37 protein-coding genes and 1 tRNA gene are annotated in these 25,201 nt (G+C 64.6%); 4 read left to right on the forward strand and 34 right to left on the reverse strand.

Annotation, left to right across the window (positions count from 1 at the left end; all coding sequences use genetic code 11):
- Positions 1-21 precede the first annotated feature (21 nt).
- Positions 22-243 carry a hypothetical protein gene (locus SSA01S_RS05235; RefSeq protein WP_058733090.1) on the forward strand — a complete coding sequence of 74 codons (222 nt, stop codon included), beginning with the start codon at positions 22-24 and terminating at the stop codon, positions 241-243.
- A 160-nt stretch (positions 244-403) separates the two neighbouring features.
- On the opposite strand, the gene rnc is transcribed toward SSA01S_RS05235, so the two are convergent.
- On the reverse strand, positions 404-1,069 hold the full coding sequence (rnc, locus tag SSA01S_RS05240) for a ribonuclease III (protein WP_061779524.1): 666 nt from the start codon (positions 1,067-1,069) through the stop codon (positions 404-406).
- On the reverse strand, positions 1,066-1,860 hold the full coding sequence (gene lepB, locus SSA01S_RS05245; RefSeq protein ID WP_061779525.1) for a signal peptidase I: 795 nt from the start codon (positions 1,858-1,860) through the stop codon (positions 1,066-1,068). Before lepB ends, rnc begins: the two co-directional genes overlap by 4 nt.
- A gap of 126 nt (positions 1,861-1,986) precedes the next feature.
- On the opposite strand from lepB, the gene SSA01S_RS05250 reads away from it, so the two are divergent.
- Entirely contained in the window at positions 1,987-2,592 is a 606-nt protein-coding gene (locus SSA01S_RS05250) for a DedA family protein (protein ID WP_061779526.1), read from the forward strand.
- On the opposite strand, the gene SSA01S_RS05255 is transcribed toward SSA01S_RS05250, so the two are convergent.
- The 28 genes from SSA01S_RS05255 to rpsL all read right to left on the reverse strand — a co-directional run bounded on the left by SSA01S_RS05255 (position 2,593) and on the right by rpsL (position 21,091).
- Positions 2,593-3,471: a tyrosine recombinase XerC gene (locus SSA01S_RS05255; RefSeq protein WP_061779527.1), complete on the reverse strand. Its 879-nt coding sequence runs from the start codon at positions 3,469-3,471 to the stop codon at positions 2,593-2,595.
- 304 nt (positions 3,472-3,775) lie between these two features.
- Positions 3,776-4,423 carry an adenylate kinase gene (locus SSA01S_RS05260; RefSeq protein ID WP_061779549.1) on the reverse strand — a complete coding sequence of 216 codons (648 nt, stop codon included), beginning with the start codon at positions 4,421-4,423 and terminating at the stop codon, positions 3,776-3,778.
- A 45-nt stretch (positions 4,424-4,468) separates the two neighbouring features.
- A complete protein-coding gene (secY, locus tag SSA01S_RS05265) occupies positions 4,469-5,833 on the reverse strand; it encodes a preprotein translocase subunit SecY (protein WP_058716517.1) in 1,365 nt (454 codons plus the stop codon).
- Positions 5,834-5,990: 157 nt separating this feature from the next.
- Positions 5,991-6,521, reverse strand: coding sequence for a 50S ribosomal protein L15 (gene rplO, locus SSA01S_RS05270; protein ID WP_061779528.1), 531 nt, complete (start codon positions 6,519-6,521; stop codon positions 5,991-5,993).
- A 149-nt stretch (positions 6,522-6,670) separates the two neighbouring features.
- On the reverse strand, positions 6,671-6,847 hold the full coding sequence (rpmD, locus tag SSA01S_RS05275; RefSeq protein WP_042491154.1) for a 50S ribosomal protein L30: 177 nt from the start codon (positions 6,845-6,847) through the stop codon (positions 6,671-6,673).
- A gap of 6 nt (positions 6,848-6,853) precedes the next feature.
- Positions 6,854-7,573 (reverse strand): 30S ribosomal protein S5, encoded by a 720-nt coding sequence (rpsE, locus tag SSA01S_RS05280; RefSeq protein WP_061779529.1) that lies wholly within the window; start codon positions 7,571-7,573, stop codon positions 6,854-6,856.
- A 1-nt stretch (position 7,574) separates the two neighbouring features.
- Positions 7,575-7,931, reverse strand: a complete 357-nt coding sequence (rplR, locus tag SSA01S_RS05285; protein WP_007406066.1) for a 50S ribosomal protein L18 — start codon at positions 7,929-7,931, stop codon at positions 7,575-7,577.
- The gene (rplF, locus tag SSA01S_RS05290; protein WP_042491159.1) at positions 7,931-8,464 is read right to left on the reverse strand and encodes a 50S ribosomal protein L6; all 534 of its coding nucleotides are present in this window, start codon (positions 8,462-8,464) and stop codon (positions 7,931-7,933) included. Before rplF ends, rplR begins: the two co-directional genes overlap by 1 nt.
- Positions 8,464-8,859 carry a 30S ribosomal protein S8 gene (gene rpsH / locus SSA01S_RS05295; RefSeq protein ID WP_058716515.1) on the reverse strand — a complete coding sequence of 132 codons (396 nt, stop codon included), beginning with the start codon at positions 8,857-8,859 and terminating at the stop codon, positions 8,464-8,466. Before rpsH ends, rplF begins: the two co-directional genes overlap by 1 nt.
- Before the next feature lie 12 nt (positions 8,860-8,871).
- A complete protein-coding gene (gene rpsN, locus SSA01S_RS05300; RefSeq protein ID WP_058716514.1) occupies positions 8,872-9,177 on the reverse strand; it encodes a 30S ribosomal protein S14 in 306 nt (101 codons plus the stop codon).
- A 57-nt stretch (positions 9,178-9,234) separates the two neighbouring features.
- On the reverse strand, positions 9,235-9,816 hold the full coding sequence (gene rplE / locus SSA01S_RS05305) for a 50S ribosomal protein L5 (RefSeq protein ID WP_058716513.1): 582 nt from the start codon (positions 9,814-9,816) through the stop codon (positions 9,235-9,237).
- Positions 9,809-10,126, reverse strand: a complete 318-nt coding sequence (gene rplX / locus SSA01S_RS05310) for a 50S ribosomal protein L24 (protein WP_007406132.1) — start codon at positions 10,124-10,126, stop codon at positions 9,809-9,811. The genes rplE and rplX overlap by 8 nt, the downstream gene beginning before the upstream one ends.
- Positions 10,126-10,494: a 50S ribosomal protein L14 gene (gene rplN / locus SSA01S_RS05315; protein WP_007406105.1), complete on the reverse strand. Its 369-nt coding sequence runs from the start codon at positions 10,492-10,494 to the stop codon at positions 10,126-10,128. The genes rplX and rplN overlap by 1 nt, the downstream gene beginning before the upstream one ends.
- A gap of 237 nt (positions 10,495-10,731) precedes the next feature.
- Positions 10,732-11,004, reverse strand: coding sequence for a 30S ribosomal protein S17 (rpsQ, locus tag SSA01S_RS05320; protein WP_058716512.1), 273 nt, complete (start codon positions 11,002-11,004; stop codon positions 10,732-10,734).
- A gap of 12 nt (positions 11,005-11,016) precedes the next feature.
- The gene (gene rpmC, locus SSA01S_RS05325) at positions 11,017-11,217 is read right to left on the reverse strand and encodes a 50S ribosomal protein L29 (RefSeq protein WP_007406063.1); all 201 of its coding nucleotides are present in this window, start codon (positions 11,215-11,217) and stop codon (positions 11,017-11,019) included.
- Positions 11,217-11,651 (reverse strand): 50S ribosomal protein L16, encoded by a 435-nt coding sequence (gene rplP / locus SSA01S_RS05330; RefSeq protein WP_007406071.1) that lies wholly within the window; start codon positions 11,649-11,651, stop codon positions 11,217-11,219. The genes rpmC and rplP overlap by 1 nt, the downstream gene beginning before the upstream one ends.
- A 12-nt stretch (positions 11,652-11,663) precedes the next feature.
- Complete coding sequence (gene rpsC, locus SSA01S_RS05335; protein WP_056430744.1) at positions 11,664-12,374, reverse strand: 30S ribosomal protein S3; 711 nt, start codon at positions 12,372-12,374, stop codon at positions 11,664-11,666.
- Positions 12,374-12,751: a 50S ribosomal protein L22 gene (gene rplV / locus SSA01S_RS05340; protein WP_058716511.1), complete on the reverse strand. Its 378-nt coding sequence runs from the start codon at positions 12,749-12,751 to the stop codon at positions 12,374-12,376. The genes rpsC and rplV overlap by 1 nt, the downstream gene beginning before the upstream one ends.
- Complete coding sequence (rpsS, locus tag SSA01S_RS05345; RefSeq protein WP_037569384.1) at positions 12,751-13,029, reverse strand: 30S ribosomal protein S19; 279 nt, start codon at positions 13,027-13,029, stop codon at positions 12,751-12,753. Before rpsS ends, rplV begins: the two co-directional genes overlap by 1 nt.
- Positions 13,030-13,035: 6 nt before the next feature.
- On the reverse strand, positions 13,036-13,887 hold the full coding sequence (rplB, locus tag SSA01S_RS05350; RefSeq protein WP_042491179.1) for a 50S ribosomal protein L2: 852 nt from the start codon (positions 13,885-13,887) through the stop codon (positions 13,036-13,038).
- A gap of 4 nt (positions 13,888-13,891) precedes the next feature.
- On the reverse strand, positions 13,892-14,203 hold the full coding sequence (locus SSA01S_RS05355; protein ID WP_058716510.1) for a 50S ribosomal protein L23: 312 nt from the start codon (positions 14,201-14,203) through the stop codon (positions 13,892-13,894).
- Complete coding sequence (gene rplD / locus SSA01S_RS05360; RefSeq protein ID WP_058716509.1) at positions 14,196-14,822, reverse strand: 50S ribosomal protein L4; 627 nt, start codon at positions 14,820-14,822, stop codon at positions 14,196-14,198. The genes SSA01S_RS05355 and rplD overlap by 8 nt, the downstream gene beginning before the upstream one ends.
- Before the next feature lie 3 nt (positions 14,823-14,825).
- Positions 14,826-15,560, reverse strand: coding sequence for a 50S ribosomal protein L3 (rplC, locus tag SSA01S_RS05365; RefSeq protein ID WP_056430750.1), 735 nt, complete (start codon positions 15,558-15,560; stop codon positions 14,826-14,828).
- Between the two features lie 284 nt (positions 15,561-15,844).
- Complete coding sequence (gene rpsJ / locus SSA01S_RS05370) at positions 15,845-16,153, reverse strand: 30S ribosomal protein S10 (protein ID WP_007406109.1); 309 nt, start codon at positions 16,151-16,153, stop codon at positions 15,845-15,847.
- Positions 16,154-16,634: 481 nt separating this feature from the next.
- Entirely contained in the window at positions 16,635-17,825 is a 1,191-nt protein-coding gene (tuf, locus tag SSA01S_RS05375) for an elongation factor Tu (RefSeq protein ID WP_061779530.1), read from the reverse strand.
- A gap of 134 nt (positions 17,826-17,959) precedes the next feature.
- A complete protein-coding gene (gene fusA / locus SSA01S_RS05380; protein ID WP_058716508.1) occupies positions 17,960-20,035 on the reverse strand; it encodes an elongation factor G in 2,076 nt (691 codons plus the stop codon).
- 147 nt (positions 20,036-20,182) lie between these two features.
- Complete coding sequence (gene rpsG / locus SSA01S_RS05385) at positions 20,183-20,653, reverse strand: 30S ribosomal protein S7 (RefSeq protein WP_042491196.1); 471 nt, start codon at positions 20,651-20,653, stop codon at positions 20,183-20,185.
- Between the two features lie 66 nt (positions 20,654-20,719).
- Entirely contained in the window at positions 20,720-21,091 is a 372-nt protein-coding gene (gene rpsL, locus SSA01S_RS05390; protein WP_058716507.1) for a 30S ribosomal protein S12, read from the reverse strand.
- Positions 21,092-21,394: 303 nt separating this feature from the next.
- On the opposite strand from rpsL, the gene SSA01S_RS05395 reads away from it, so the two are divergent.
- A tRNA-Trp gene (locus tag SSA01S_RS05395) sits at positions 21,395-21,470 on the forward strand.
- A 195-nt stretch (positions 21,471-21,665) separates the two neighbouring features.
- Here SSA01S_RS05395 and SSA01S_RS05400 read toward each other — a convergent pair.
- The 4 genes from SSA01S_RS05400 to SSA01S_RS05415 all read right to left on the reverse strand — a co-directional run bounded on the left by SSA01S_RS05400 (position 21,666) and on the right by SSA01S_RS05415 (position 24,714).
- A complete protein-coding gene (locus SSA01S_RS05400; protein WP_061779531.1) occupies positions 21,666-21,974 on the reverse strand; it encodes a hypothetical protein in 309 nt (102 codons plus the stop codon).
- A 115-nt stretch (positions 21,975-22,089) separates the two neighbouring features.
- The gene (locus SSA01S_RS05405) at positions 22,090-22,767 is read right to left on the reverse strand and encodes a DUF1013 domain-containing protein (protein WP_058717987.1); all 678 of its coding nucleotides are present in this window, start codon (positions 22,765-22,767) and stop codon (positions 22,090-22,092) included.
- Positions 22,768-22,935: 168 nt separating this feature from the next.
- The gene (locus SSA01S_RS05410; protein ID WP_061779532.1) at positions 22,936-23,637 is read right to left on the reverse strand and encodes a hypothetical protein; all 702 of its coding nucleotides are present in this window, start codon (positions 23,635-23,637) and stop codon (positions 22,936-22,938) included.
- A gap of 93 nt (positions 23,638-23,730) precedes the next feature.
- Entirely contained in the window at positions 23,731-24,714 is a 984-nt protein-coding gene (locus SSA01S_RS05415; protein ID WP_061779550.1) for an NAD(P)H-quinone oxidoreductase, read from the reverse strand.
- A 158-nt stretch (positions 24,715-24,872) separates the two neighbouring features.
- Between SSA01S_RS05415 and SSA01S_RS05420 the strand changes: the two genes are divergently transcribed.
- On the forward strand, positions 24,873-25,067 hold the full coding sequence (locus SSA01S_RS05420; protein WP_058717981.1) for a DUF1192 domain-containing protein: 195 nt from the start codon (positions 24,873-24,875) through the stop codon (positions 25,065-25,067).
- Positions 25,068-25,201 lie beyond the last annotated feature (134 nt).

Consider the following 25,201-nt stretch of genomic DNA (forward strand, 5'->3'; position numbering starts at 1 on the left):
TCAAGAGCCAGGAGAGTTGCCATGAAGACCCTCATCACCGCCCTGTCGGCCGCTGCATTGCTGACCGTCGCGGGCCCTGCCTCGGCCAAGGGCTGCCTGAAGGGCGCGGCGGTCGGTGGCGTCGGTGGCCATTTCGTCGGCAAGGGCCATGCCGTGCTGGGTGCGGCGGCGGGCTGCGCGATCGGCCATCACCGCGCCAAGGTGCAGGCCAAGAAACAAGCCGCGGCGGCCAAGGGGCGCTGAGTCCGGTGAACGAGCGAGCAGCGTCATGAATCTATCTGTTCCCCGGCGAAGGCCGGGGCCCAGATTCCACACAGCTGCCTGTTCGCCAACGCGCCAGACAGATATCGTTCTCGATAGTGCATAGAAACTGGACCCCGGCCTTCGCCGGGGAACGCAGGGTTTAAGCCTTCAGCTTCGCCAACAACGCCTTGGCGGCGGCCGTCTCGGCTTCCTGCTTGTTGGCTCCCGTCGCGCTGGCTTCCGCCGTGCGACCGATCCGCACCGTCACGGTGAAGCGCGGCGCATGATGCGGGCCCGAGCGGTCCGTCACCACATATTCCGGGGCCTTGCGATTATGCGCGGCGGCCCATTCCTGCAGCGCCGATTTAGGGTGCTGCGGTGCCTTGCCTTGCGAGTGCACTCGGTCGCCCCAGGCCCGGCGGATAAAGGCGCGCGCCGCGTCCAGCCCCGCCTCGCGATACCAGGCACCGATCAGCGCCTCCATCACGTCGCCGAGCACATTGTCGCTGTCCGACGCGCCGTCGTCGCGTGCCTGCTTGCCGAGGCGCAAGTGATTGCGCACGCCCAGGTCCCGCGCAACCTCCGCACAGACCGCGCCGGTCACCAGCGAATTGAGCCGACGCGACAACTGCCCCTCGGGCTCGGTCGGGAATTGCTCCCACAGCCATTCGGCCATGACCAGACCCAGCACCCGGTCGCCCAGAAACTCCAGCCGCTCGTAATTCTCGGCCGCCTGGCTGCCATGGGTCAGTGCCCGGTGAAAGGGGACGCTATCCTTGGGCGCCCGGCCCAGAACCTGCGCCAGCCAGTCATCGACCGCGCTCAAAACCCTTCTCCGATCCGGTTCCAGCGCGCGGCCGATACCCAGGTCCAGGGCTTGATCCACTCGGCCGAGCCATCGGTCGAGAAGAAGGTGATCGCGGCGCGCCCTTCCAGCCGCTCCATCGGGATCATGCCCATGCCCTGGGGCGGCGCGAACCGGCTGTCGGCGGAGTCGTCGCGATTGTCGCCCATCAGGAAGACATGGCCCTCTGGCACCTTGTAGAGAACCGTATCGTCGCGGTCGGGGAAGTTGCCCTGGTCGAGCACGTCATAGGTCTTGCCGTTCGGCAGCGTCTCGCGGAACCGGGCATAGCGGCAGACCGGCTTGCCATCGACCGTGTCGACGAACGGTCCGCACTCCTTGAAGCCGAAATTGGGGGTCAGCGGCAGGACGAAGTCGGCGACGCGCTGCTTGGGGATCGGGCGACCGTTCAGGATCACCTGACCGTTCGTCACCTGGATCGTATCGCCGGGCAGGCCGATCACCCGCTTGATGACGTCATGATCGTCGGGCCCCGGCGAGCGGAACACCACGACATCGCCGCGTGTCGGCGCACGGCCCAGGATATGGCCAGGCAGCAGCGGCAGGCCGAAGGGCAGCGACCAGCGCGAATAGCCGTAATTCCACTTGGTCACGAACAGATAGTCGCCGATCAACAGGCGCGGCAGCATCGATTCCGAGGGGATGACGAACGACGTCACGATGAAGCTGCGCAGGATGAAGACGAACAGGGCCAGCTTCAGGAAGAAGCGCAGCGTGTCCTTCGTCTCCGACGTTTTGGGTGTATCGGCCATGGCCAGCGGGTTCGCGCAACCCGCCGGTTCCGTCAAGCGGCGTCATCAGTCGGTCCGGCTCTTTCGCCGAGTGCCCAGGCCGTCTACGGGAACCGCCCCTGCCCTCATCGGTACATCCCTGCACGCATGACCGATTTCATTCTCAACCTGATCGCCTGGGGCGGCTATTTCGGCATCTTCCTGCTGATGGCGCTGGAAAATATCATACCGCCGATCCCGTCCGAGGTCATCATGGGCCTGGGCGGCATGGCGGTGGCGCGCGGGCAGATGGAGATGATCCCGCTGATCCTCTGGGGCACGGCCGGGACGACGGCGGGCAATTACGCCTGGTACGCGGTCGGGCGCTATATCGGCTATGAGCGCTTCCGCCCGTTCATTGACAAGCATGGCCGGTGGCTGACCATGGAGTGGCGCGATGTCGAGCGGCTGCACCTGTTCTTCGTTCGGCATGGCGGCTGGGTGGTGTTCGTCTTTCGCTTCATGCCCGCGTTCCGCACATTGATCTCGCTGCCTGCGGGGATCACGCGGATGCCCTTGGGCAAGTTCCTGCTCTGGACCTTTGCGGGCAGCACGATCTGGAACGTGATCCTCGCCTATGCCGGACTGTGGCTGGGATCGAACTTCGAGGCGATCAACCGCTATATCGGCCCGGCGGCCATCGCGATGACGGTGGCGATCGTCATCGGCTATCTCTGGCGCGTGGTCACCTGGAAGCCCCACGGCAAACGGTAATCAGGCGCGCGGGTGTGCGGTCCGGTACACGTCGAGCAGATGCGCGGCATCGACCGCCGTATAAATCTGGGTCGAGCTGAGGCTGGCATGGCCGAGCAGTTCCTGGAGTTGCCGCAAATCCGCTCCGCGACCCAGCAGGTGCGTCGCGAAGCTGTGCCGCAACGCATGCGGCGTCGTCCGCCCGCCCAGCCCCAACCGCTCGCGCGCGCCCTGCACCGCCCGCCGGATGATTGCGGGCGATAGCGGACCGCCCTTCGCGCCCCGAAACAGCGCTTCGTTCGGGATCAACGGATAGGGGCTCTGCGCGGCATAGGCCTCTATCGCGGAGCGCAGTTCAGGGAGCAGCGGGACGATCCGGGTCTTGCCGCGCTTGCCCGTCACCCGGATCGTCTCGCCCAACGGCAGGATATCGGCGGTCAGCGCCAACGCCTCCCCGATGCGTAGGCCCGCGCCATAAAGCAGCAGCAGCACCGCCCAGTCCCGCGCCGCGATCCACGGCTCGGCGGCATGGTCTCCCATATCCTCGCCCAGCGCCATGATGTCGGCGGGTGACTGGGGGCGCGGCAGGCTGCGCTTGCGGCGAGGTCCCTTCAGGGCGGGCGGCTCAACGCCGGCCCAATGAAGGAAGGTCCGCACCGCCGACAATTCCCGCGCGGTCGAGGACGCCGCCAGCCCCTCGCCCCGACGTCGCGCCAGATAGGCCCGGAGGTCGGCGGCAGTAATGCGGGCCAGCGCTGCGCCGTCAATGGCCTCTCCCCAATGTTCGGAGAGAAAAGCGCAAAGCCGCTCCGCCGTCGTGACATAGGCGCGCACTGTATGGTCCGAGCGGCGCAAGTCGACGGTCAAGTGGCGGTAATAGTCGGCGATCGGCACGGTCATGAGAAGCGGTGTAGGCCGGTTCCCTGATGCGGGCGAGACGTTTGGCGTGTTCCGCCGAAGCCGTCCGCCTCTCTGCACCCAGAACGCTTCCAACGATGGCCCTTGGCCGCTCCCCTCCCGCAGGCGGGAGGGGATGGGGGAGGGCTTAAGGTCTCACCGAGACCAGTCTTCGCGGCCCTGCCCCTCCCCACCCCTCCCCCTGCCGGGAGAGGGGCTTTTTACAAAAAGTTTCTTTCGGGATGTAACGAAAAAAGGGGCGCCGCCTTTCGGCCGCGCCCCTCCTGAAATCCGATCGAACCGAGGATCAGCGGTCGAGCACCGCGTCGATCGCCGCGCCCACCTCATCCATCGCCGCCATGCCGTCGACCCGGGTCACGATATCGCGCGCTTCATAAATCGGCAGGATCGGCGCCGTCTTCGCCCGATATTCCGCCATGCGCGTGCGCACCGTCTCGGCATTGTCGTCCGGGCGACGCTTGAACTCCGTCGAGCCGCAGACGTCGCAGACGCCCTCGACCTGGGTCGGCTTGAAGCTGTCGTGATAGCCCGCGCCGCACGAGGCGCAGGTGAAGCGGCCGGTGATTCGCTCGACCAGCGCATCCTCGTCCACCGCCAGCTCGATGACATGGTCCAGCGTCTTGCCACGCTCGGCCAGCAGCATGTCGAGCGCCTCGGCCTGGGCGGCGGTGCGGGGATAGCCGTCGAAGATCGCGCCGCCTTCGGCATCGGCCTGGTCGAGCCGCTCGCCGATCAGCGCCGAGACGATCGCGTCCGACACCAGCTCGCCCGCGTCCATCACCGCTTTGGCCTGGAGCCCGACGGGGCTGCCCGCCTTCACCGCAGCACGCAGCATGTCGCCGGTCGACAGCTGCACCATGCCGCGATTGGCCACCAGCCGCTGCGCCTGGGTTCCCTTGCCCGCCCCCGGCGGACCCAGCAGGATGATGTTCACGCCCACGTCACTCTCCCCTTCTTGTCCCTGAAACCACCTGCGCGATCAGCGCAGGCGACCGCCCTTCAGCTTCGCCTTCTTGATCAGATCGCCATATTGATGCGCGAGCAAGTGGCTCTGGATCTGGGTCACCGTATCCATCGTCACGTTGACGACGATCAGCAGGCTGGTGCCACCTAGATAGAAGGGGATCTGCAGCGCCGAGACCAGATATTCGGGCAGCAGACAGATGATCGTCAGATAGGCCGCACCGATGACCGTGATACGGGTCAGCACATAATCGAGATAGGTCTCGGTGTTCTTGCCCGGACGGATGCCGGGGATGAACCCGCCATAGCGCTTCAGGTTGTCGGCCGTCTCTTCCGGGTTGAACACCACCGCGGTGTAGAAGAACGAGAAGAAGATGATGCCCGCGCCGTAGAGCAGCATGTACACGGGGCTGCCGTGCTGCAGATACTGGTTGAGGCTGATGATGAAGTCGCCCCAGCGGCTCTCACCCGCCACACGCTGGCCCGCAAACTGCGAGATGGTCAGCGGCATCAGCAACAGCGACGAGGCGAAGATCGGAGGGATCACCCCCGCAGTGTTGATCTTCAGCGGCAGGTGGCTGCGATCCGCCTGCATGCCCCGCTGCGTCGCGCGCTTCGGATACTGGATCAGGATGCGGCGCTGCGCGCGCTCCATGAAACAGATGAACAGGACGAGGACGACGACCGCCAGGATGATAAGGATCAGGCGCACCGGATCGATGCTGCCCGAACGCCCGCCTTCCAGCAGGTTGATGAGTGTCGTCGGCAGGTGGGCGACGATGCCCGCCATGATGATCAGCGAGACGCCGTTACCGATGCCCCGGCTGGTGATCTGCTCACCCAGCCACATCAGGAACATGGTACCGCCGATCAGCGAGATCACCGCCGCAATGCGGAAGGTCATGCCCGGTTCGATCACCGCCTGGATGCCCTGGCTGGCGCCCAGCGTCTCGAGCCCGGCGGCGATGAAATAGCCCTGGATCGCGGTCAGTAGCACCGTGCCGTAGCGCGTATACTGATTCAGCTTCTTGCGGCCGCTCTCGCCTTCCTTCTTGATGGCGGCGAGCTGCGGGCTCAGCGAGGTCGCGAGCTGCACGACGATCGACGCCGTAATGTACGGCATCACGCCCAGCGCGATCAGCGACATGCGGCTGAGCGAGCCGCCCGAGAAGGTGTTGAAGAAGTCGAGCACGCCGCCCGTGGTCTTCTGGCTCAGCAGGCCCAGCGCGGTCGGGTCGACGCCCGGCAGCGGAACATAGCTGAGCAGGCGGAAGACGATCAGCGCGCCGATCGTGAACCACAGCCGCTTCTTGAGGTCGGTGGCCTTGGCGAATTTCGCCAGGCTGATGCTTTGCGCCATCTGGTCGGCTGCGGATGCCATAGCTGTTGCGTTATCCTGGAAACGAAAAACGGCGGGATGCGTTTTGAACCGCCCCGCCGCTCATATAGGCGCGAAGACGCGCTTGTCTAACCCGGATGAAAAATCCGCCGCTGTCCGTGTGGCATTTGCCCCGTGACAGCGGCGGACTTTATCCGGTTCAGGCCTTGGCGGCGAGCTTCGCGGCGCGGGTCTGGCCCTTCTTCGCGGCGGCCTTTTCGGCGGCGGGCACGACGTGCGGCACGTCGACCGAACCACCGGCCTTTTCGACCGCTTCACGCGCCGAGGCCGACACGCCCTGCACGACGAACGACAGCTTGGTGGTCAGCTCGCCCTTGCCGAGCAGACGCACGCCATCCTTGCCGCCACGGGCCAGGCCAGCGGCCTTCAGCGCGGCGTGATCGATCGTGCCGTCGGTCTTCAGCTTGCCCGAGTCGATCGCCTTCTGGATCGCGCCCAGGTTCACCTCGGCATAGTCCTTGGCGAAGATGTTGTTGAAGCCACGCTTCGGCAGACGCATGTGGAGCGGCATCTGACCGCCCTCGAAGCCCGCGATGGACACGCCCTCACGGCTCTTCTGGCCCTTGACGCCGCGACCACCGGTCTTGCCCTTGCCCGAACCGATACCGCGACCGACGCGGATCTTGGACTTGCGGGCACCCTGGTTGTCGAAAAGTTCGTTCAGCTTCATGATTTGCACTCGCTTTCGCTTGTTTCGCGCATGGCCGTCACTCCGAAGAATCACGGCCGCTAGATAAAAGGAAGGGGGCCGCATAGCCCCCTTCCCCGTGTTTGTCACTGTTCAATGTGACGGATATGAGTCTGTCTTGAGGACAGAGCTCAGTCCACCACCTGAACCATGTGCTGCACCTTGCGGATCATGCCGCGGACTTCAGGGCTGTCCTGAAGCTCGGAGACCTTGTGCATCTTGTTCAGGCCCAGGCCGACGAGGGTCGCGCGCTGGTCCTTGGTGCGGCGGATCGGCGAACCGGTCTGCTTGATCTTGATGGTAGCCATGGTCGCTTACTCCACGACGGCCGCGGCTTCCGCCTCGGCAGTCTGCTGGGTGGCACCGTGACCGCGACCCAGCAGGTCGGCGATCTTCTTGCCACGACGCTGCGCCACCGACTTGGGCGAGGTCTGCTCGCCCAGCGCCTCGAAGGTGGCACGGATCATGTTGTACGGGTTCGACGTACCGACCGACTTCGTCACCACGTCGGCAACGCCGAGCGATTCGAAGATGGCGCGCATCGGACCACCGGCGATGATGCCGGTACCCTGCGGAGCCGAACGCACCGTCACGCGGCCCGCACCGAAATGGCCGTTGCCATCATGATGCAGCGTGCGACCGTCCTTCAGCGGAACGCGGACCATCGCCTTCTTGGCGGCAGCCGTCGCCTTCGAGATGGCTTCCGGCACTTCGCGCGCCTTGCCATGACCGAAGCCCGCACGTCCCTTGCCATCGCCGACCACGACGAGCGCGGCGAAGCCGAAACGCTTACCACCCTTCACGGTCTTCGAGACGCGGTTGATGTGGACGAGCTTTTCGATCAGCTCTTCGCCCTGCTCCTCGGGGTTGCCGCGACGGTCGTCGCGACGACCACGGTTGCCGTCACGGCCACCACGGCCGCGGTCACCGCCGCCCGGACCACGGCCACGGCCGCCCCGGGGACCACGACCCTGGGTCGCGTCCTGCGCAGCGCCTTCGGCACCGGCAACGGCCACGTTGTTCTCGTCAGCCATATTAGAACTCCAATCCCGCTTCGCGTGCCGCCTCGGCCAGCGCCTTGACGCGACCGTGGAACAGGAAGCCGCCACGGTCGAAAACGACCTGCGTGACACCGGCGGCCTTGGCCTTCTCGGCCACGCGCTTGCCGACTTCGCTCGCCGCTGCGACGTTCGCGCCCGACTGGCCGCGTGCGTCCTTCTCCAGCGTCGAGGCCGAAGCCACGGTACGACCTGCCTCGTCGTCGATCACCTGGGCATAGATGTGCTTGCCCGAGCGATGCACCGACAGGCGCGGACGGGTGCCGGCCCGCGCACGCAGCGCGGTACGGTTGCGCCGACGGCGCTTCTCGAAAAGAGAGAGACCCTTGGTCATTACTTCTTCTTCCCTTCCTTGCGGAAGATGAACTCGCCGTCGTACTTGATGCCCTTGCCCTTATACGGCTCGGGCTTACGCCAGCGGCGGATCTCGGCGGCCAGCTGGCCGACCTTCTGCTTGTCCGCACCGCTGATTTCGACGGTGGTGGCGTCCGGCGTCTTCACCTCGAGGCCTTCCGGCACGTCGATGTTGACGTCGTGGCTGTAGCCGAGCTGCAGCTTCAGGGTCTTGCCCTGCGCGGCGGCGCGGTAGCCGACGCCGGTGATGACCAGCTTCTTCGAGAAGCCTGCGGTCACGCCGGTGACGAGATTCTGCACCATGGTGCGCTGCATGCCCCAGAACGCGCGAGCGCGCTTCGTGGCGTTGGCAGGCTGCACCGCAATGGCGTCCGCCTGGACGTCATAGGTGATCTCGTCGGCGAGCGGCATGGAGAGGGTACCCTTGGGACCCTTCACGCTCAGCACCTTGTCGGCGATGGTTGCGGTGACGCCGGCCGGAACCGGGACCGCCTTCTTACCGATGCGGCTCATCAGAACACCTCCGCCAGGACTTCGCCACCGACGTTCTGCTCACGCGCTTCGGCGTCCGACAGAACGCCACGCGGCGTCGACACGATGGTGATGCCCAGGCCGTTGCGAACGCGGGGAAGATCCTGCGCGCCCGAATAGATACGGCGGCCGGGCTTCGACACGCGCGCGACGTGCTTGATCGCGGGCTGGCCTTCGAAATACTTCAGCTCGATGCGGATGCCGGCCGCGGGGCCCATCTGCTCTTCGCTGTAGCCACGGATATAGCCCTCGCGCTGAAGCACGTCGAGCACGCGGGCGCGCAGCTTCGACGCAGGCGTCAGGACGGAGTCCTTGCGCGCGCGCTGGCCGTTGCGGATGCGGGTGAGCAAGTCACCCAGGGGATCGGTCACTGCCATCTCAAATGGTCCTTACCAGCTCGACTTGGTGACGCCGGGGATCTGGCCCTTGTTGGCCAGTTCACGCAGCATGACGCGAGCGAGACGGAACTTGCGGTAATACGCACGCGGACGACCGGTGATCTCACAGCGATTGCGGATACGGGTCGGATTGCCGTTGCGGGGGATCTCGGCCATCTTCAGGCGCGCGATCAGACGCTCGGTCTCATCGAGGCTCTGGTCGTTCGCGATCGCCTTGAGCTTCGCGTACTTGCCCGCATACTTCTTGACGAGAAGGCGACGCTTCTCGTTCTTATTGATTGAACTCAGTTTCGCCATGGACTTAAGCTCTTTCTGTAAGGACCCCCTCCCCGGCGTGGAGAGGGGGCAGTCCGGTTACGCCGCCTTCTTCTCGTCGGCAGCGTCTTCCTTGGGGAACGGGAAGCCGAAGAGACGCAGCAGCTCGCGCGCTTCGTCGTCGGTCTTCGCCGAGGTGGTCACGATCACATCCATGCCGCGCACCTTGTCGATGCGGTCATAGTTGATTTCGGGGAAGATGATCTGTTCCTTGATGCCGCAGGCATAGTTGCCGCGACCGTCGAAGGACTTCGGATTCAGGCCGCGGAAGTCGCGAACGCGCGGCAGCGCGATCGTGATGAAGCGGTCCAGGAATTCGTACATGCGCTCGCGACGCAGCGTGACCTTCACACCGATCGGCATGCCTTCACGCAGCTTGAACTGCGCGATCGACTTCTTCGCCTTGGTGATGACGGGCTTCTGACCGGCGATCAGCTCCATCTCGGAGGCGGCCTGGTCGACGCGCTTCTTGTCCTGCGTCGCTTCGCCCACGCCCATGTTGAGCACGATCTTCTCGATCCGGGGGATCTCGTTGACGTTCTTGTAACCGAACTTCTCGGTCATCGCCTTGATGATGCTATCCTCGTAGATAGCCTTCATGCGGGGCTTGTAATCAGCCATCGATCTTCTCCCCGGTCTTGACGGCCACGCGGACCTTCTTGCCATCCTGCGTCTCGAAACGGACGCGGGTCGGCTTGCCATCGGCGGTCACGTGCGCAACCTTCGAGATGTGCAGCGGAGCAGCCGTGCGCTCCAGGCCACCCTGCGGGTTCGCCTGGGTCGGCTTGCGGTGACGGGTGGCGATGTTCACGCCGTCCACGACGACCTTGCCGTCCTTCGGCATCGCCAGCGACACGGTGCCGGTCTTGCCCTTGTCCTTGCCGGACAGGACGATGACCTTGTCACCCTTCTTGATGCGTGCAGCGGCCATTACAAAACCTCCGGCGCCAGCGAGATGATCTTCATGTGCTTCTTACCGCGAAGCTCACGCACGACCGGGCCAAAGATACGGGTGCCGATCGGCTCCTCGTTCTTGTTGACCAGCACGGCGGCGTTACCGTCGAAACGGATCACCGAACCGTCGGCGCGGCGGATGTCCTTGGCGGTACGCACGATCACAGCGCGGTGAACGTCGCCCTTCTTCACGCGGCCACGCGGCTGCGCTTCCTTGACGCTGACGACGATAATGTCGCCGACCGATGCGGTACGGCGCTTCGAGCCGCCCAGCACCTTGATGCACTGCACCCGCTTCGCGCCGCTGTTGTCCGCGACGTCGAGATTGGACTGCATCTGGATCATGGATCCGCTTCCTTCTCTCTTCTGGGGTGGATACCGACCCGACCCCGCCTTAAAAAACGACCCCCGGCGCAGGGCTGCTGCGCCAGGGGGAGAGGCCCCATAGCCACTCCTGGTGCGAAAGGCAAGCGAGTCGCCCCGCCCTTTCGACCAATCCGCTCATCGCCCCCGAAGGGACGGCCTTCATTCCGAACCCCGCCCCTCCCTTGACGGAGAAGCGGGGCACGCAATCAAGGGCTTTTAGCCTTCGGCCGAGGCCCGCTCGGGCGTCAGGTGGGTATCGACCCGCTCGACGACCTTCCAGGTCTTCAGCTTGGAGATCGGGGCGGTCTCTTCGATCCGCACCGTCTCACCGGCCTTGTACTCATTGCTCTCATCGTGAGCATGATACTTCTTCGACCGACGGATGATCTTGCCGTAGAGGGGGTGCTTAACCTTCCGCTCCACATTGACGACGACCGTCTTGTCGGTCTTGTCCGAGACAATCACCCCGGTCAGCACGCGCTTCGGCATGTGTCTCGGTCCTTACTTGGCAGCCGCAGCGGTGCGCTGCGCCTGAATGGTCTTGATCCGCGCGATGTCGCGACGGACTTCCTTGACCCGGCTGGGCTTTTCGAGCTGGCTCGTGGCCGCCTGGAAGCGCAGGTTGAACTGCTCACGCTTCAGGTTGCCCAGCGCCTCGACGAGCTGGTCGTCGCTCTGGCCGGTATATTCAGTCTTGGCCATTACTCGCCTCCGAGGTGCGAGGTGTCGCCCAGGCGGGCAACGACCTTGGTCTTGATGGGCAGCTTCATCGCCGCGCGCTCGAATGCCTCGGCGGCCAGCGGGCCGTCGACACCGTCGAGCTCGAACAGGATGCGACCGGGCTTCACGCGGGCGGCCCAGAATTCCGGCGAACCCTTGCCCGAGCCCATGCGGACTTCGGCAGGCTTCGACGAGACGGGCACGTCCGGGAAGATACGAATCCACAAACGCCCCTGGCGCTTGATGTGACGCGTGATCGCGCGGCGAGCCGCCTCGATCTGGCGAGCCGTGATACGCTCCGGCTCCATGGCCTTCAGGCCATAGGAACCGAAGTTCAGGCTGGTGCCGCCCTTCGCATCGCCGTGGATGCGGCCCTTGAAGGCCTTGCGGAACTTGGTGCGCTTTGGTTGCAGCATGTTCTTTGATCCTTAGCGGCGATGATCGTCGCGCGCCGGGCGCACGCCGGAGGTCTGAGCCTCCATCATCAGCCGGTCCTGCGCCATGGGGTCATGGCCCAGGATCTCGCCCTTGAAGATCCACACCTTCACGCCGCACACACCATAAGCGGTGTGGGCCTGCGCTTCGGCATAGTCGACGTTCGCACGCAGCGTGTGCAGCGGAACGCGGCCTTCACGATACCATTCGGTACGCGCGATTTCCGCGCCGCCCAGACGGCCGCCGCAGGTGATACGGATGCCTTCGGCGCCCAGACGGAGCGCGGACTGCACCGCACGCTTCATGGCGCGACGGAACGCGATACGGCGCTCCAGCTGGTCGGCCACGCCCTGGGCGACGAGCTTGGCGTCGATCTCGGGCTTGCGGATTTCGACGATGTTCAGCGACACGTCGGACGAGGTCATCGAACCCAGCTTCTTGCGAAGCTTTTCGATGTCGGCGCCCTTCTTGCCGATGATCACGCCCGGACGCGCCGCGAAGATCGAGATGCGGCACAGCTTGGCCGGACGCTCGATAACGACCTTCGAGATCGCGGCCTGGGGCAGCGTCTTCATGATGAACTGGCGGATCTTCAGATCCTCCAGCAGCAGGCGGCCATAGTCATGGCCTTCGGCGAACCAGCGGCTGTCCCAGGTACGGTTGATCTGGAGACGCAGGCCGATCGGATTGCTCTTCTGACCCATTATGCTTCTTCCTGCTCGCGGACGACGATGCGGAGCCGCGAAAACGGCTTCAGGATGCGGGTCGACTTGCCACGACCGCGCGTCGCGAAACGCTTCATGGTGATCGACTTGCCGACCGACGCCTCGGCGACGACGAGGGCGTCGACGTCGAGGTTGTGGTTGTTCTCGGCATTGGCGATCGCCGAGGCGAGCACCTTGCGCGCGTCGACGGCCATCGCCTTCGTCGAGAAGGCGAGGATGTTCATCGCGTCGCCGACCTTCTTGCCGCGGATGAGCGCTGCAACCAGGTTCAGCTTCTGCGCCGAACCACGGATCTGCGTGCCGACCGACAGCGCTTCCTTGTCACCGACCTTGCGGGGGGATGCGGGCTTCGACATCAGCGCTTACCCTTCTTGTCGGCAGCGTGACCGGGGAAGTAGCGCGTGGGCGCGAATTCACCGAGCTTCATGCCGACCATGTCCTCGTTCACCGAGACGGGAACGAACTTGCGACCGTTGTAGACGTTGAAGGTCAGACCGACGAACGACGGCAGGATGGTCGAGCGACGCGACCAGGTCTTGATCGGACCTGCGCGATTGCCAGCATCCTGAGCCACTTCGGCCTTCTTCAGGAGATGGAGGTCCACGAAAGGACCCTTCCAAACGGAACGAGCCATTGCGTGTTAGCCCTTCTTCTTGGCGTGACGGCTACGGATGATCATCTTGTCCGTCGCCTTGTTGTGACGAGTGCGCGCACCCTTCGTCGGCTTGCCCCACGGGGTGACCGGATGACGGCCGCCCGAGGTCCGGCCTTCACCACCGCCGTGCGGGTGGTCGACCGGGTTCTTCGCAACACCGCGGGTCAGCGGACGATGGCCCTTCCAACGGTTGCGACCGGCCTTCGCCAGGTTGGTGTTGCCGTTGTCGGGGTTCGACACCGCGCCGACGGTCGCCATGCAGTTCGCATGGATGTAGCGCTGCTCGCCCGAGTTCAGACGGACGATGACCATGCCCTTGTCGCGGCCCACGACCTGCACATAGGTGCCGGCCGAACGTGCGATCTGACCGCCCTTGCCGGGCTTCATCTCGACGTTGTGGACGATCGTGCCGACCGGCATCTGGCCCAGCTCCATGGCATTGCCCGGCTTCACGTCGGTCTTCTTGCCCGCGATCACCTTATCGCCAACAGCCAGACGCTGGGGCGCGATGATGTAGGACTGGTCAACCTTGCCGGCTTCGTCGGTGCCATAGTTGATGAGCGCGATGAAAGCGGTGCGGTTGGGATCATATTCGATCCGCTCCACGGTGCCCTCGACGTCCCACTGGCGACGCTTGAAGTCGATGAAGCGATAGCGCTGCTTGTGGCCGCCCGCGATACCGCGGCTGGTCACATGGCCCTTGTTGTTGCGGCCGCCGGTCTTGCGCTTGCCTTCGGTGAGCGCCTTGACGGGCGCGCCCTTCCAGAGCGCCGAGCGGTCGACGAGGATCAGGCCACGGCGGGCCGGGCTCGTCGGGTTATAATGCTTGAGTGCCATCGCCTCAGATCCCCGTCGTCACGTCAATGGACTGACCGTCCTTGAGGGTGACGATCGCCTTCTTCATGTCGGAACGCTGATAGGGAGCACCCTTCCAACGCTTCGTCTTGCCCTTCTGGACGATCGTGTTCACGCCGGTGACGGTCACGTCGAACAGAGCCTCGACGGCCGCCTTGATCTCGGGCTTGGTAGCGCCCGAAGCGACCTTGAACACCACGGCGTTGTGCTCGCTGAGGAGCGTCGCCTTCTCGGTGATGTGCGGCGCAACGATCACGTCGTAATGACGCGGATCGACCGCCTTCTGCTGCTTAGCCATTAAAACGGGCCTCCAGCTTTTCGACAGCCGAGCGCGTCAGCACCAGGGTGTCATGCTTCAGAATGTCGTAGACATTGGCGCCAGCGGCCGGAAGGATGTTGATTTCCTTCAGGTTGCCTGCGGCCAGCGCGAACGACGTTTCGACGGCGTCGCCATCGATGACCAGCGCGGTCTTGCCGAAGCCGAGCTTCACCAGATCGCCCTGCAGCGTCTTCGTCTTGTTACCAGCGACCGCCAGATCGTTCATCACGATCAGCGAACCCGCCTTGGCATGGCTCGACAGCGCCATCTTCAGACCCAGAGCGCGAACCTTCTTGTTCAGGCCCGGGTTGAAGTCGCGGACGCGAGCGCCGTGCGCCTTACCACCGCCGATGAAGACGGGGGCCCGACGATCGCCGTGACGAGCGACACCGCCGCCCTTCTGGCGACCGAGCTTCTTGCCCGAACGCGCGACATCGGCGCGCTCACGGGTGCCGCGCGCGGTGGCGCGACGCTTTTCCAGCTGCCAGGTCACAACGCGGTGCAGGATGTCGGCGCGCGGATCGAGGCCGAAGACCTCGTCGTTGAGCTCGATGTCCGCGGCGTCGGTGCCGGCGAAGGATTGAACCTTGACCTTCACGACTTAGCCCTCCTGGCTCTCGGTGGCTTCCGGAGCAGGCTCGGCAGAAGCGTTGTTGTTGGCGGCCGCCTTGATGCTGGCGGGGAACGGGGCGTCCGCGTGGCGCGAAACCTTGACCGCGTCCTTGACGATCAGCCAGCCACCCTTCGAGCCGGGCACTGAGCCCTTGACGAAGATCAGGCCGCGCTCGACGTCGGTCGACACGATTTCGAGGTTCTGCTGCGTGCGGTTCTTGTCACCCATGTGACCGGCCATCTTCTTGTTCTTGAAGACGCGGCCCGGGTCCTGACGGTTACCGGTCGAACCATGCGAACGGTGCGAGACCGAGACGCCGTGGGTCGCGCGCAGACCACCGAAGTTCCAGCGCTTCATCGCACCGGCAAAGCCCTTACCCTGGGTACGACCCTGGATATCGACATACTGGCCGGGGACGAAATGGTCGGCGGAGATTTCCGCGCCGACGTCCAGCAGGCCGTCTTCGTTCACGCGGAACTCGACCAGCACCTGCTTCGGCTCGACTTCGGCCTTGCCGAAGTGGCCACGCTGCGGCTTGGCAACATTCTTGGTCTTGGCGACACCTGCACCAAGCTGGACGGCGGTGTAGCCGTCACGATCCATCTCGCGGCGAGCGACGACCTGTACGCCTTCAAGCGCCAGGACGGTGACCGGCACGTGCCGACCATCGTCCTGGAACAGGCGGGTCATCCCCAGCTTCTTCGCGATCACGCCGGTACGCATGATCCTGTTCCTTCCTCGACAGAGGCCCCCAAGAACCATTCAAGGGGGGCATATCCAGCCCGATTAAAGCGAAACGAGCCCCCGTCCCGGGCTGGCGACCGGCGAACCGGTCAGACGGGGGACGCTGCCCCGGCACCATCTCGCTTGCGCGAAACCACCGGGCGGTATCCCTAAAGAGTGCCGGATCGCGGGAGCGACCTCGGCGCGTTTTCCGGCTGCTTCAGAACCGGAAAACGCCAAAATCCCGTGGGACGGAATCGTCAACCACGGGAGTGCTGGCCCTCTTACGCCAGCTTGATCTCGACATCAACACCTGCGGCCAGGTCGAGCTTCATCAGCGCATCGACGGTCTGCGGGGTCGGCTGCACGATGTCCAGCATCCGCTTGTAGGTGCGGACCTCGAACTGCTCACGCGACTTCTTGTCGATGTGCGGACCACGGTTGACCGTGAACTTCTCGATGCGCGTCGGAAGCGGGATCGGACCGCGGATGAGCGCGCCGGTACGGCGTGCGGTGTCGGCGATGTCGCCAGTGGCCTGATCGAGCACGCGATGGTCGAACGCCTTCAGACGAATGCGGATATTGCTGTCCATGATCCCTACCGATGCGAAAGAGCGGGCTTTCGGTTCGCGATCACAGTGAGCGGCAAGTGCGATCGGCGATCCGACCGGGCACTCGACCGTTCGCCGTGAAGGCGACCCTGGGCCGAAACAAACTCTGGGTTACGACAGTGGCGGCAAACCACCCCTGCCCTCACTAAAAGCAAAAGGCCGACTCCGGTGTTTCCGGTGCCAGCCGATTCCCTCAAGGCGTGTGCCTATACGCATATGCCGGGGGTGCCGCAAGGGGTGGCGACGGGTTTTTGTTGGAGGGGATGGAACCGGCCCCCAATTACCCAAATCGCACCCTTACCCTTCCCCCCGCTCGCAACGGGCAGGCCCCTTCCCTCTCCCGCCGGGAGAGGAAGCGCCGGAAGGGTTCGGGTGCCGCAACAGCAAACCCACGAACGAAAAAGGCCGACCCCGTCACCGGGGCCGGCCCTTTCCTAAGAAATTTCAGGCTTTCGCCCGAGACTTACTTGTCGATCGCGCTGACGACGCCGGCGCCGACGGTGCGGCCGCCTTCACGGATCGTGAAGCGCTGACCGATGTCCATGGCGATCGGAGCGATCAGCTTCACGCCCAGAGCGACGTTGTCGCCCGGCATGACCATCTCGGTGCCCTCAGGCAGCTCGACGGTGCCGGTGACGTCGGTCGTGCGGAAGTAGAACTGCGGACGATAGTTCGCGAAGAACGGGGTGTGACGGCCGCCTTCTTCCTTCGACAGGACGTACACTTCCGACTTGAAGTCGGTGTGCGGGGTGATCGAACCCGGCTTGGCCAGAACCTGACCACGCTCGACTTCGTCACGAGCAACGCCACGGATCAGCGCGCCGATGTTGTCGCCGGCCTGGCCCGAGTCGAGCAGCTTGCGGAACATTTCGACACCGGTGACGGTGGTCTTGCGGGTGTCGTTGATGCCGACGATCTCGACTTCTTCACCAACCTTGATGATGCCGGTTTCGACACGGCCGGTGACGACGGTGCCGCGACCCGAGATCGAGAACACGTCTTCGATCGGCATCATGAACGGCTTGTCGAGCGGACGCTCCGGCTGCGGGATGTACTCGTCGACCTGCTTCATCAGCTCGAGAACGGCTTCCTTGCCGAACTTGTCGTTCGAGCCCGACAGCGCGCAGGTGGCCGAACCCTTAACGACGGGGATGTCGTCGCCCGGGAATTCGTACGAGCTCAGCAGCTCGCGGATTTCCAGCTCGACCAGCTCGAGGATTTCCTCGTCGTCGACCAGGTCAACCTTGTTCATGAACACGACCATTGCGGGCACGCCGACCTGGCGGGCGAGCAGGATGTGCTCGCGGGTCTGCGGCATCGGGCCGTCGGTCGACGACACGACGAGGATCGCGCCGTCCATCTGCGCCGCGCCGGTGATCATGTTCTTCACATAGTCGGCGTGGCCGGGGCAGTCGACGTGCGCATAGTGGCGGTTCGTCGTCTCATACTCGACGTGCGCGGTCGAGATGGTGATGCCGCGCTCGCGCTCTTCCGGAGCCTTGTCGATGTTCGCGAAGTCAACGGCGGTGCCGCCGGTGGTCTCGGCCAGAACCTTGGTGATCGCGGCGGTCAGCGAGGTCTTGCCATGGTCGACGTGACCGATGGTGCCGATGTTGAGGTGCGGCTTGTTCCGCTCGAATTTTGCCTTTGCCATTTTCCTACCTTCTGAATCGAATTCGGTGCCGCATCCGAGGCCACGCGAACGCGGCCCCATAGCGGGTGTTTCAGGTGATTGCCAGCCCCTAGCGTGTTCGCGCCTCCAGTTGCCCCGGAGGCGCGACGGACGCTTTAGGCCATCTTCGCCTTGACTTCGTCCGCGACGTTCTGCGGCACTTCGTCATAATGCGAGAACTGCATCGAGTACTGCGCACGGCCCTGTGTGAACGAGCGGAGCGCGTTCACATAGCCGAACATGTTGGCCAGCGGGACCATCGCCTCGACCGTCTGCGCGTTGCCGCGCGTGTCGGTGCCCTGGATCTGACCACGACGGCTGTTCATGTCGCCGATGACGTCGCCCAGATAGTCTTCCGGGGTCACGACTTCGACCTTCATGACCGGCTCGAGCAGCGTGATGCCCGACTTCTGGGCCGCTTCGCGCATGGCGCCGCGGGCACAGATTTCGAACGCCAGCGCCGACGAGTCGACGTCGTGATACGCGCCGTCATACAGCAGGACTTCGAAGTCGATGATCGGGAAGCCGACGAGCGAACCGGTTTCCGCAGTTTCACGGAAGCCCTTCTCGATCGCGGGGATATATTCCTTCGGAATGTTACCGCCCTTGATCTCGTCCTTGAAGACGAAGCCCGAACCACGCTCGCCCGGGGTCAGCTTGACCTTGACGCGGCCGAACTGGCCGGTGCCGCCCGACTGCTTCTTGTGCGTGTAGTCGATGTCGACCGGCTTCTTAAGGTATTCGCGATACGCCACCTGCGGCGCACCGACATTCGCCTCGACCTTGAACTCGCGCTTCATGCGGTCGACCAGGATCTCGAGATGGAGCTCGCCCATGCCCTTGATGATGGTCTGGCCCGACTCGGCGTCCGAGGTCACGCGGAACGAGGGGTCCTCGCGAGCGAGACGATTGAGCGCGACGCCCATCTTCTCCTGGTCGGCCTTGGTCTTGGGCTCCACCGACAGCTCGATCACGGGCTCGGGGAATTCCATGCGCTCCAGGATGATCGGGGCATTCTGCGCGCAGAGCGTGTCACCGGTCGTGGTATCCTTGAGACCCGCCAGAGCGACGATGTCGCCGGCATAGGCTTCCTGGATGTCCTCACGGCTGTTCGCATGCATCAGCAGCATGCGGCCGATCTTTTCCTTCTTGTCCTTGACCGAGTTCAGGACCTGCGACGAGGTCTCGAGCTTGCCCGAATAGATGCGGGCGAAGGTCAGCGAACCGACGAACGGGTCGTTCATGATCTTGAACGCCAGCGCCGAGAAGGGCTCGGTGTCCGACGAAGGACGCTCGTCCGGCGTCTCGCCGTCGAGCTTCACGCCCTTGATGGCGGGAACGTCGAGCGGCGACGGCAGATAGTCGATGACCGCGTCGAGCAGGGGCTGCACGCCCTTGTTCTTGAACGCCGAGCCGCAGACCACGGGGACGAACGCCATTTCCAGCGTGCCCTTGCGGATCAGCGCCTTGAGTTCAGCGACGGTCGGCTCATTGCCTTCCAGATACGCTTCCATCGCGGCGTCGTCCTGCTCGACGGCCATTTCGATCAGGTCGCTGCGATACTTCGCGGCCTTCTCGGCCATGTCGGCCGGGATGTCCTGATATTCGAACTTCGCGCCCAGCGACTCTTCGAGCCAGATGATCGCGCGGTTCTCGACCAGATCGACGAGACCCTTGAAGCCGCCCTCGATGCCGATCGGCAGATACAGGACCGCCGGACGCGCGCCGAGACGCTCGATGATCGAGTTCACGCAGAAGTAGAAGTCGGCACCGGTGCGGTCGAGCTTGTTGACGAAGCACATGCGCGGCACGCCGTACTTGTCGGCCTGACGCCACACGGTTTCCGACTGCGGCTCAACACCCGCCACGCCGTCGAAGCAGGCGACCGCGCCGTCGAGCACGCGGAGCGAACGCTCCACTTCGATGGTGAAGTCGACGTGCCCGGGGGTGTCGATGATGTTGATGCGGTTGTCGTTCCAGAAACAGGTCGTCGCGGCCGACGTGATGGTGATGCCGCGCTCCTGCTCCTGCTCCATCCAGTCCATGGTGGCGGTGCCTTCGTGCACTTCGCCGATCTTGTAGGACTTGCCGGTGTAATAAAGAATGCGCTCGGTCGTGGTCGTCTTGCCGGCATCGATGTGCGCCATGATGCCGATGTTGCGATACTTCTCGAGCGGATGGCTGCGGGCCATGATCGATCTTCCTCAAGCGTAGGGGGGAGCCGGTTGGCCCGGCTCCCCCTTATATAGGCTGTTTGCGTGACCAGCGGAAGACCGCCGGCACCGCACCCTGAAAAGGTTGCGGCAGGACGGAAATAATTCCGGTCCCGCCGCAGGCCCTTACCAGCGGTAGTGCGAGAAGGCGCGATTCGCTTCCGCCATGCGGTGCGTATCTTCGCGCTTCTTGACCGCGTTGCCACGGTTGTTCGCGGCGTCCATCAGCTCACCCGACAGACGGGCGGCCATCGTGTTCTCCGAACGGGCGCGCGACGCACCGATCAGCCAACGGATGGCCAGAGCCTGGGCACGCTCCGGACGGACTTCGACCGGGACCTGGTAGGTCGCACCGCCGACGCGGCGCGAACGGACTTCGATGCCCGGCTTGATGTTGTTCAGCGCATCGTGGAACACGCCGATCGGATCGCGCTTGGCGCGCGTCTCGACGGTTTCCAGAGCACCGTAGACGATGGCTTCGGCCACGGACTTCTTACCGTCCAGCATGACCGAATTCATGAACTTCGACAGGACCTCATCTCCGAACTTGGGGTCCGGCAGAATTTCCCGCTTTTCGGGACGACGACGACGAGCCATTCTCGTATTTCCTTACAAAACTTCAGCCTTGGATGGTCGAGGAGCCTCAAGAGAGGCCCGACCGGCTTACTTCGGACGCTTCGCGCCGTACTTCGAGCGGGACTGCTTGCGATCCTTCACGCCCTGCGTGTCGAGAACGCCGCGCAGCACGTGGTAGCGCACGCCGGGAAGGTCGCGCACACGGCCGCCGCGGATGAGCACCACCGAGTGCTCCTGCAGGTTGTGGCCTTCGCCCGGGATGTACGAAATGACTTCGCGCTGGTTGGTCAGGCGAACCTTGGCCACCTTGCGAAGTGCCGAGTTCGGCTTCTTCGGGGTCGTCGTGTAGACACGGGTGCAAACGCCGCGCTTCTGCGGGTTCTGCTCCATTGCAGGGACCTTGGACTTGGCCTTCTGCAGTTCGCGGCCCTTGCGGACCAGCTGGTTGATCGTCGGCATTGAAGCCTTCACCTTTCCATGAGGTTACTTTGCTGGAGCCATCACAGCACTTCGGAATACAAAAAGGGGCCTTTGCGGCTTTCGCCCGGCCCTATTCGCATCCAGCAATGTTCAAGCTTGCCCGACGGATAAGTCCCGAATCCCGAGAAATTCCCTTCGTGCAGCGACGGGCTATACGCGGGAGTCGGACGATGGTCAATGTCGGGGCAGAGGGGACTCCCCTGCTCTTTCGGGGCGATTTACGAAAATCGCAAATTTGGCCTTGTCCCGCCCGGTCAGCCGGGCTAATGGCGGCCGCCTCGCAGGAGTGTAGCTCAGTTGGTAGAGCATCGGTCTCCAAAACCGAGGGCCCACGGTTCGAGTCCGTGCACTCCTGCCACTTTTCATGACATCGTTGGATTTGCTCGCATCGCCTAACCGGTGGGCGAAGCTGTGTCCTTATCCTCCCCGGCACGGGGAGGTGGCAGGGCGCAGCCTTGACGAAGGGGGGGGCTTCTGCAAGGGAAGTCCTTTGCCCCACGCCCCCTCCACCATGCTGCGCATGGTCCCCCTCCCCGCGAGCGGGGAGGATTGATCAATTCACCGGCCGCGGTCCCACGCCCGGCCGAGTCGCGGGGTCCACCTCGTCGATCTCGTCACCGCGATGGCCACCACCGGCCCCTGCCCCACTGCCATGCACTTCGCCTGTCTTCGGGTCGACCGAGGCGCGCTTGCCATTGTCGGCTGGCAGGTCGGTACCCGCATTGCCATCACCTGCTGCTGGCGGGGTAATCGTCACGCTGCCCGACGGTTCGGCGCGGCCCATCGCCTGCTCATCGTCGCGGTGATAGGCTTGGCCGCTATGGCCACGATCATGGTCGAAGGGTTTTTCCTGCTCGGACATAGGACGTCTCTCCTTTGTCCGGTTCAACGGGACAGGACAGACGCCGTTCCCCGACACGCAAAAGGGGCGCCCACCCGGTCGGTGGACGCCCCCTCGTCTACAGCCTGATCCGCGATCAGTTGCGGAATAGCGAGTGCGGATCGATCACGTCGCCGTGATGGCCAACCGAATCCACGTCGCGGCTCGCCTGTTCGCGCTCGGCGCGCAGCGAGGCGAGCAGGGCTTCGCGGTCACCTTCCAGGCGGGTGTCGGTCGGCTGCGCCTCGGCATTGCCGCCGGTCGCCTTCGCCGCCTTCGCCACCGCCGAGTCCAGCTCGCGCTGGGTGGTCAGGCCCAGGGTCACCGGGTCCTTCGGTGTGATGTTGGCGATGTTCCAGTGGCTGCGGTCGCGGATCGCGGCGATCGTCGTGCGGGTGGTGCCGATCAGGTTGCTGATCGCGCCGTCCGAGATTTCCGGGTGGTTGCGGATGATCCAGGCGATGCCGTCCGGCTTGTCCTGCCGCTTGCTGACCGGCGTATAGCGCGGGCCCTTGGTGCGGCGGACCTGTTCGGGGCCCTTGATCATCTTCATGCGATAATCGGGATCGGCCTGCGCCTTCTCGATCTCGGTCTGCGCCAGCTCGTGCGCGCGCACCGGATCGCGACCGGTCAGCTTGGTCGCCGCCGTGTCGTCGGCGATCGCCTGCACTTCGAGGATATGGAGGCCGCAGAAATCCGCGATCTGTTCGAACGAGAGCGAAGTATTGTCGACCAGCCAGGAAGCGGTCGCATGGGGCATGAGCGGCTGGGCCACGGGGATCACTCCAGTCGGAAAATAAAAGGGCCGCCCCTCATCGGAGCGGCCGTAGCGGCGGCAAACCTAATGAAAGCCGCCCCCAAGAGCAAGGTGCGGCACGACAATCTGTCGGAAACCCGGCCCGATAGACGGATGTGACCCCGTCGTCCACCCGCCACGAGTGCGTCAATTGTCGTCGTCGAACCGGCCGAAGGGCAAAAGTTGCGAGGCCAGCTTGCGCGTCGCCTGGGTGTCACCGGCGCGCAAGGGGACCAGAACGGCCATCGCCGCGCGTTGCATGATCCGGTCGATCGCACTCGATCCCCCCGCCCGCGCCGCCGCTTCCGTCAAGAGGCGCCCACGCGGATCGCGCGGGTCGACCTCCAGACGCAACAGCCCCGCCAGCCCCGAAAACAGCGCCCGGTCACCGCCCAGCGCCACTGCCTTGTCGAGCGCGGCCAAGCCGACGCCCCGCTGCGCCCCGACCGCCGCGCGGCCCACGATCGCCCCGAGTTTCTTGACCGCACCGACATGCCACGCTCCCAGCGCTAACAGCGCCTCGGCATCGCGGGGATTTTGCGCGACCAGCGCCTCAAACTGGTGACGCGCGGCGACCGCATCAGTGCGATTGCCGGTCAACTTGGCGCGATAGCCGAGCGCGGTCGCACGCATCAACAACGCCTCATGATCCTCCGGCATGCGGCGCAATGCGCCCAGCGCGGCGTTATAAGCCAGCGCCACGCGGCGCAGCGCGCTTGCCTCGTCGTTGTCGGAAAAGGACGCCTGGGTCAGGATTTCGCGGGCGGATTCGGCCTGTACCGGGACAGCGACGGTCGCGGCTCCCAAACCGACCGACATCACGAGCGCAGCCCGACCATAGCCCTGCATTACCGACACCCCCCATTTCCCGGGCCGAAAAACGACCGGTCCGGCCATTCGCTCCGTTGCAATCTTTTGCAATTGGATCAAGCCTTGCGGCTATCAGGTGTCGAAGGTCAGGACGATCTTGCCCAGATGATCGCCCGCTTCCATCCGGCGATGCGCATCAGCCGCCTGTGCCAGCGGGAAGCTCCGGTCGATCAAGGGCCGCAACCGCCCCTCCTCGACATGCGGCCAGACGATGCGCGCGATCTCGTCGGCGACCATCGCCTTGAATTCGCGGTCACGCCCGCGCAGCGTCGAACCCGTCAGGACCAGGCGACGGCGCATCACTTCCCAAATGGGGATTTCGGCCTTCGCGCCGCGCTGCACCGCGATCGAGACGTGGCGACCATCCTCGGCCAGGCACTGGATGTTGCGCGGCAGATAATCGCCGCCGACCATATCGAGCACGATGTCGACGCCGCGCCCGTCGGTAAAGTCCTTTACCGCCTCGACAAAATCGACCGCCTTGTAGTTGATCGCCTTGGCCGCGCCGAGCTTCTCGGCGGCAGCGCATTTTTCGTCCGATCCCGCCGTCACGATCACGCTCAGCCCGAAGATCCGGCCCAGCGCGATCGCCATGGTACCGATCCCGCTGGTCCCGCCATGGACGAGCAGGCTCTCGCCGTCACGGGCATAGGCGCGCTCGAACACATTGGTCCACACGGTGAACAGCGTCTCGGGAAGGGCCGCGGCCTGCGCCATCGACAGGCCGTGCGGCACGGGCAGGCAATGCTCGGCGACCGCAACGGCATATTGCGCATAGCCGCCGCCGCCGATCAGCGCGCAGACCGGCTGGCCCAGCAGTTCCGGCCCCACACCCTCGCCCAGCGCGACGATCTCGCCCGCTATCTCCAGACCGGGGATCGAGGGCGCTCCGGGCGGCGGCGGATACAGACCCTGGCGCTGCATCACGTCCGGCCGGTTGACGCCGGCGGCCGCGACGCGGATCAGCACCTCGCCCTCGCCCGGCATGGGTGTCGGGCGCTGGACGGGCACCAGCACGTCGGGGCCGCCCGGCTCCTCGGGGTCGATGGCGGTCATCAGCTTGGGGATATCGCCGATCCCCTTTTCCTTGCCGCTCATATCGTCGCCGCCCATTTCCTCGCCGAATGCGTGCACTGGCTGCCATCCCCCCATCATCGGCTCTCGTGACACCGTTATTGACATCGGCGGCGGCCGGGTCAACGCTGCATCCCATTATGGAACAGGACGATTCTCCGATCCGCCTTCCCGACAGCCTGACCGCGCTGGTGCAGGCGGATCTCGACCCGCTCTCGCTTGCCGAACTGGAGACGCGAATCGCGGTGTTGGAACAGGAGATCGCGCGGACCCGTCGGCACATGGACCGCGCCACGCTCCACCGCGCCAGCGCCGACGCGCTCTTCAAGCGGTGACCCGGCCGGGCCTCTTCCGGCGCACTCGCACCGAGACGGCCCGTAGATTTTCGTTCGCGCGATACGCTTTGTTCAGCGGCCGTGCGTTACACCCGCTTGATGCCGGGCCCCACCGTCCCGACATTGGTCGAAAC

Source organism: Sphingomonas sanguinis NBRC 13937 (assembly GCF_001591005.1).
Classification (GTDB): Bacteria; Pseudomonadota; Alphaproteobacteria; order Sphingomonadales; family Sphingomonadaceae; genus Sphingomonas; species Sphingomonas sanguinis.

Bases quoted from the DNA above. Each gene is read 5' to 3' on its own strand.
- SSA01S_RS05235 (WP_058733090.1), top strand. From the start codon at position 22: ATGAAGACCCTCATCACCGCCCTGTCGGCCGCTGCATTGCTGACCGTC.
- lepB (WP_061779525.1), bottom strand. From the start codon at position 1,860: ATGGCCGATACACCCAAAACGTCGGAGACGAAGGACACGCTGCGCTTC.
- SSA01S_RS05250 (WP_061779526.1), top strand. From the start codon at position 1,987: ATGACCGATTTCATTCTCAACCTGATCGCCTGGGGCGGCTATTTCGGC.
- SSA01S_RS05255 (WP_061779527.1), bottom strand. From the start codon at position 3,471: ATGACCGTGCCGATCGCCGACTATTACCGCCACTTGACCGTCGACTTG.
- secY (WP_058716517.1), bottom strand. From the start codon at position 5,833: ATGGCATCCGCAGCCGACCAGATGGCGCAAAGCATCAGCCTGGCGAAA.
- rplO (WP_061779528.1), bottom strand. From the start codon at position 6,521: ATGAAGCTGAACGAACTTTTCGACAACCAGGGTGCCCGCAAGTCCAAG.
- rpmD (WP_042491154.1), bottom strand. From the start codon at position 6,847: ATGGCTACCATCAAGATCAAGCAGACCGGTTCGCCGATCCGCCGCACC.
- rpsE (WP_061779529.1), bottom strand. From the start codon at position 7,573: ATGGCTGACGAGAACAACGTGGCCGTTGCCGGTGCCGAAGGCGCTGCG.
- rplR (WP_007406066.1), bottom strand. From the start codon at position 7,931: ATGACCAAGGGTCTCTCTCTTTTCGAGAAGCGCCGTCGGCGCAACCGT.
- rplF (WP_042491159.1), bottom strand. From the start codon at position 8,464: ATGAGCCGCATCGGTAAGAAGGCGGTCCCGGTTCCGGCCGGCGTCACC.
- rpsH (WP_058716515.1), bottom strand. From the start codon at position 8,859: ATGGCAGTGACCGATCCCCTGGGTGACTTGCTCACCCGCATCCGCAAC.
- rpsN (WP_058716514.1), bottom strand. From the start codon at position 9,177: ATGGCGAAACTGAGTTCAATCAATAAGAACGAGAAGCGTCGCCTTCTC.
- rplE (WP_058716513.1), bottom strand. From the start codon at position 9,816: ATGGCTGATTACAAGCCCCGCATGAAGGCTATCTACGAGGATAGCATC.
- rplX (WP_007406132.1), bottom strand. From the start codon at position 10,126: ATGGCCGCTGCACGCATCAAGAAGGGTGACAAGGTCATCGTCCTGTCC.
- rplN (WP_007406105.1), bottom strand. From the start codon at position 10,494: ATGATCCAGATGCAGTCCAATCTCGACGTCGCGGACAACAGCGGCGCG.
- rpsQ (WP_058716512.1), bottom strand. From the start codon at position 11,004: ATGCCGAAGCGCGTGCTGACCGGGGTGATTGTCTCGGACAAGACCGAC.
- rpmC (WP_007406063.1), bottom strand. From the start codon at position 11,217: ATGGCCAAGACTGAATATACCGGCCAGAGCGACGACCAGCTCGTCGAG.
- rplP (WP_007406071.1), bottom strand. From the start codon at position 11,651: ATGCTGCAACCAAAGCGCACCAAGTTCCGCAAGGCCTTCAAGGGCCGC.
- rpsC (WP_056430744.1), bottom strand. From the start codon at position 12,374: ATGGGTCAGAAGAGCAATCCGATCGGCCTGCGTCTCCAGATCAACCGT.
- rplV (WP_058716511.1), bottom strand. From the start codon at position 12,751: ATGTCGAAGCCCGCATCCCCCCGCAAGGTCGGTGACAAGGAAGCGCTG.
- rpsS (WP_037569384.1), bottom strand. From the start codon at position 13,029: ATGGCTCGTTCCGTTTGGAAGGGTCCTTTCGTGGACCTCCATCTCCTG.
- rplB (WP_042491179.1), bottom strand. From the start codon at position 13,887: ATGGCACTCAAGCATTATAACCCGACGAGCCCGGCCCGCCGTGGCCTG.
- SSA01S_RS05355 (WP_058716510.1), bottom strand. From the start codon at position 14,203: ATGGCTAAGCAGCAGAAGGCGGTCGATCCGCGTCATTACGACGTGATC.
- rplC (WP_056430750.1), bottom strand. From the start codon at position 15,560: ATGCGTACCGGCGTGATCGCGAAGAAGCTGGGGATGACCCGCCTGTTC.
- rpsJ (WP_007406109.1), bottom strand. From the start codon at position 16,153: ATGGACAGCAATATCCGCATTCGTCTGAAGGCGTTCGACCATCGCGTG.
- tuf (WP_061779530.1), bottom strand. From the start codon at position 17,825: ATGGCAAAGGCAAAATTCGAGCGGAACAAGCCGCACCTCAACATCGGC.
- fusA (WP_058716508.1), bottom strand. From the start codon at position 20,035: ATGGCCCGCAGCCATCCGCTCGAGAAGTATCGCAACATCGGCATCATG.
- rpsG (WP_042491196.1), bottom strand. From the start codon at position 20,653: ATGGCTCGTCGTCGTCGTCCCGAAAAGCGGGAAATTCTGCCGGACCCC.
- rpsL (WP_058716507.1), bottom strand. From the start codon at position 21,091: ATGCCGACGATCAACCAGCTGGTCCGCAAGGGCCGCGAACTGCAGAAG.
- SSA01S_RS05400 (WP_061779531.1), bottom strand. From the start codon at position 21,974: ATGTCCGAGCAGGAAAAACCCTTCGACCATGATCGTGGCCATAGCGGC.
- SSA01S_RS05410 (WP_061779532.1), bottom strand. From the start codon at position 23,637: ATGCAGGGCTATGGTCGGGCTGCGCTCGTGATGTCGGTCGGTTTGGGA.
- SSA01S_RS05415 (WP_061779550.1), bottom strand. From the start codon at position 24,714: ATGACCGCCATCGACCCCGAGGAGCCGGGCGGCCCCGACGTGCTGGTG.
- SSA01S_RS05420 (WP_058717981.1), top strand. From the start codon at position 24,873: ATGGAACAGGACGATTCTCCGATCCGCCTTCCCGACAGCCTGACCGCG.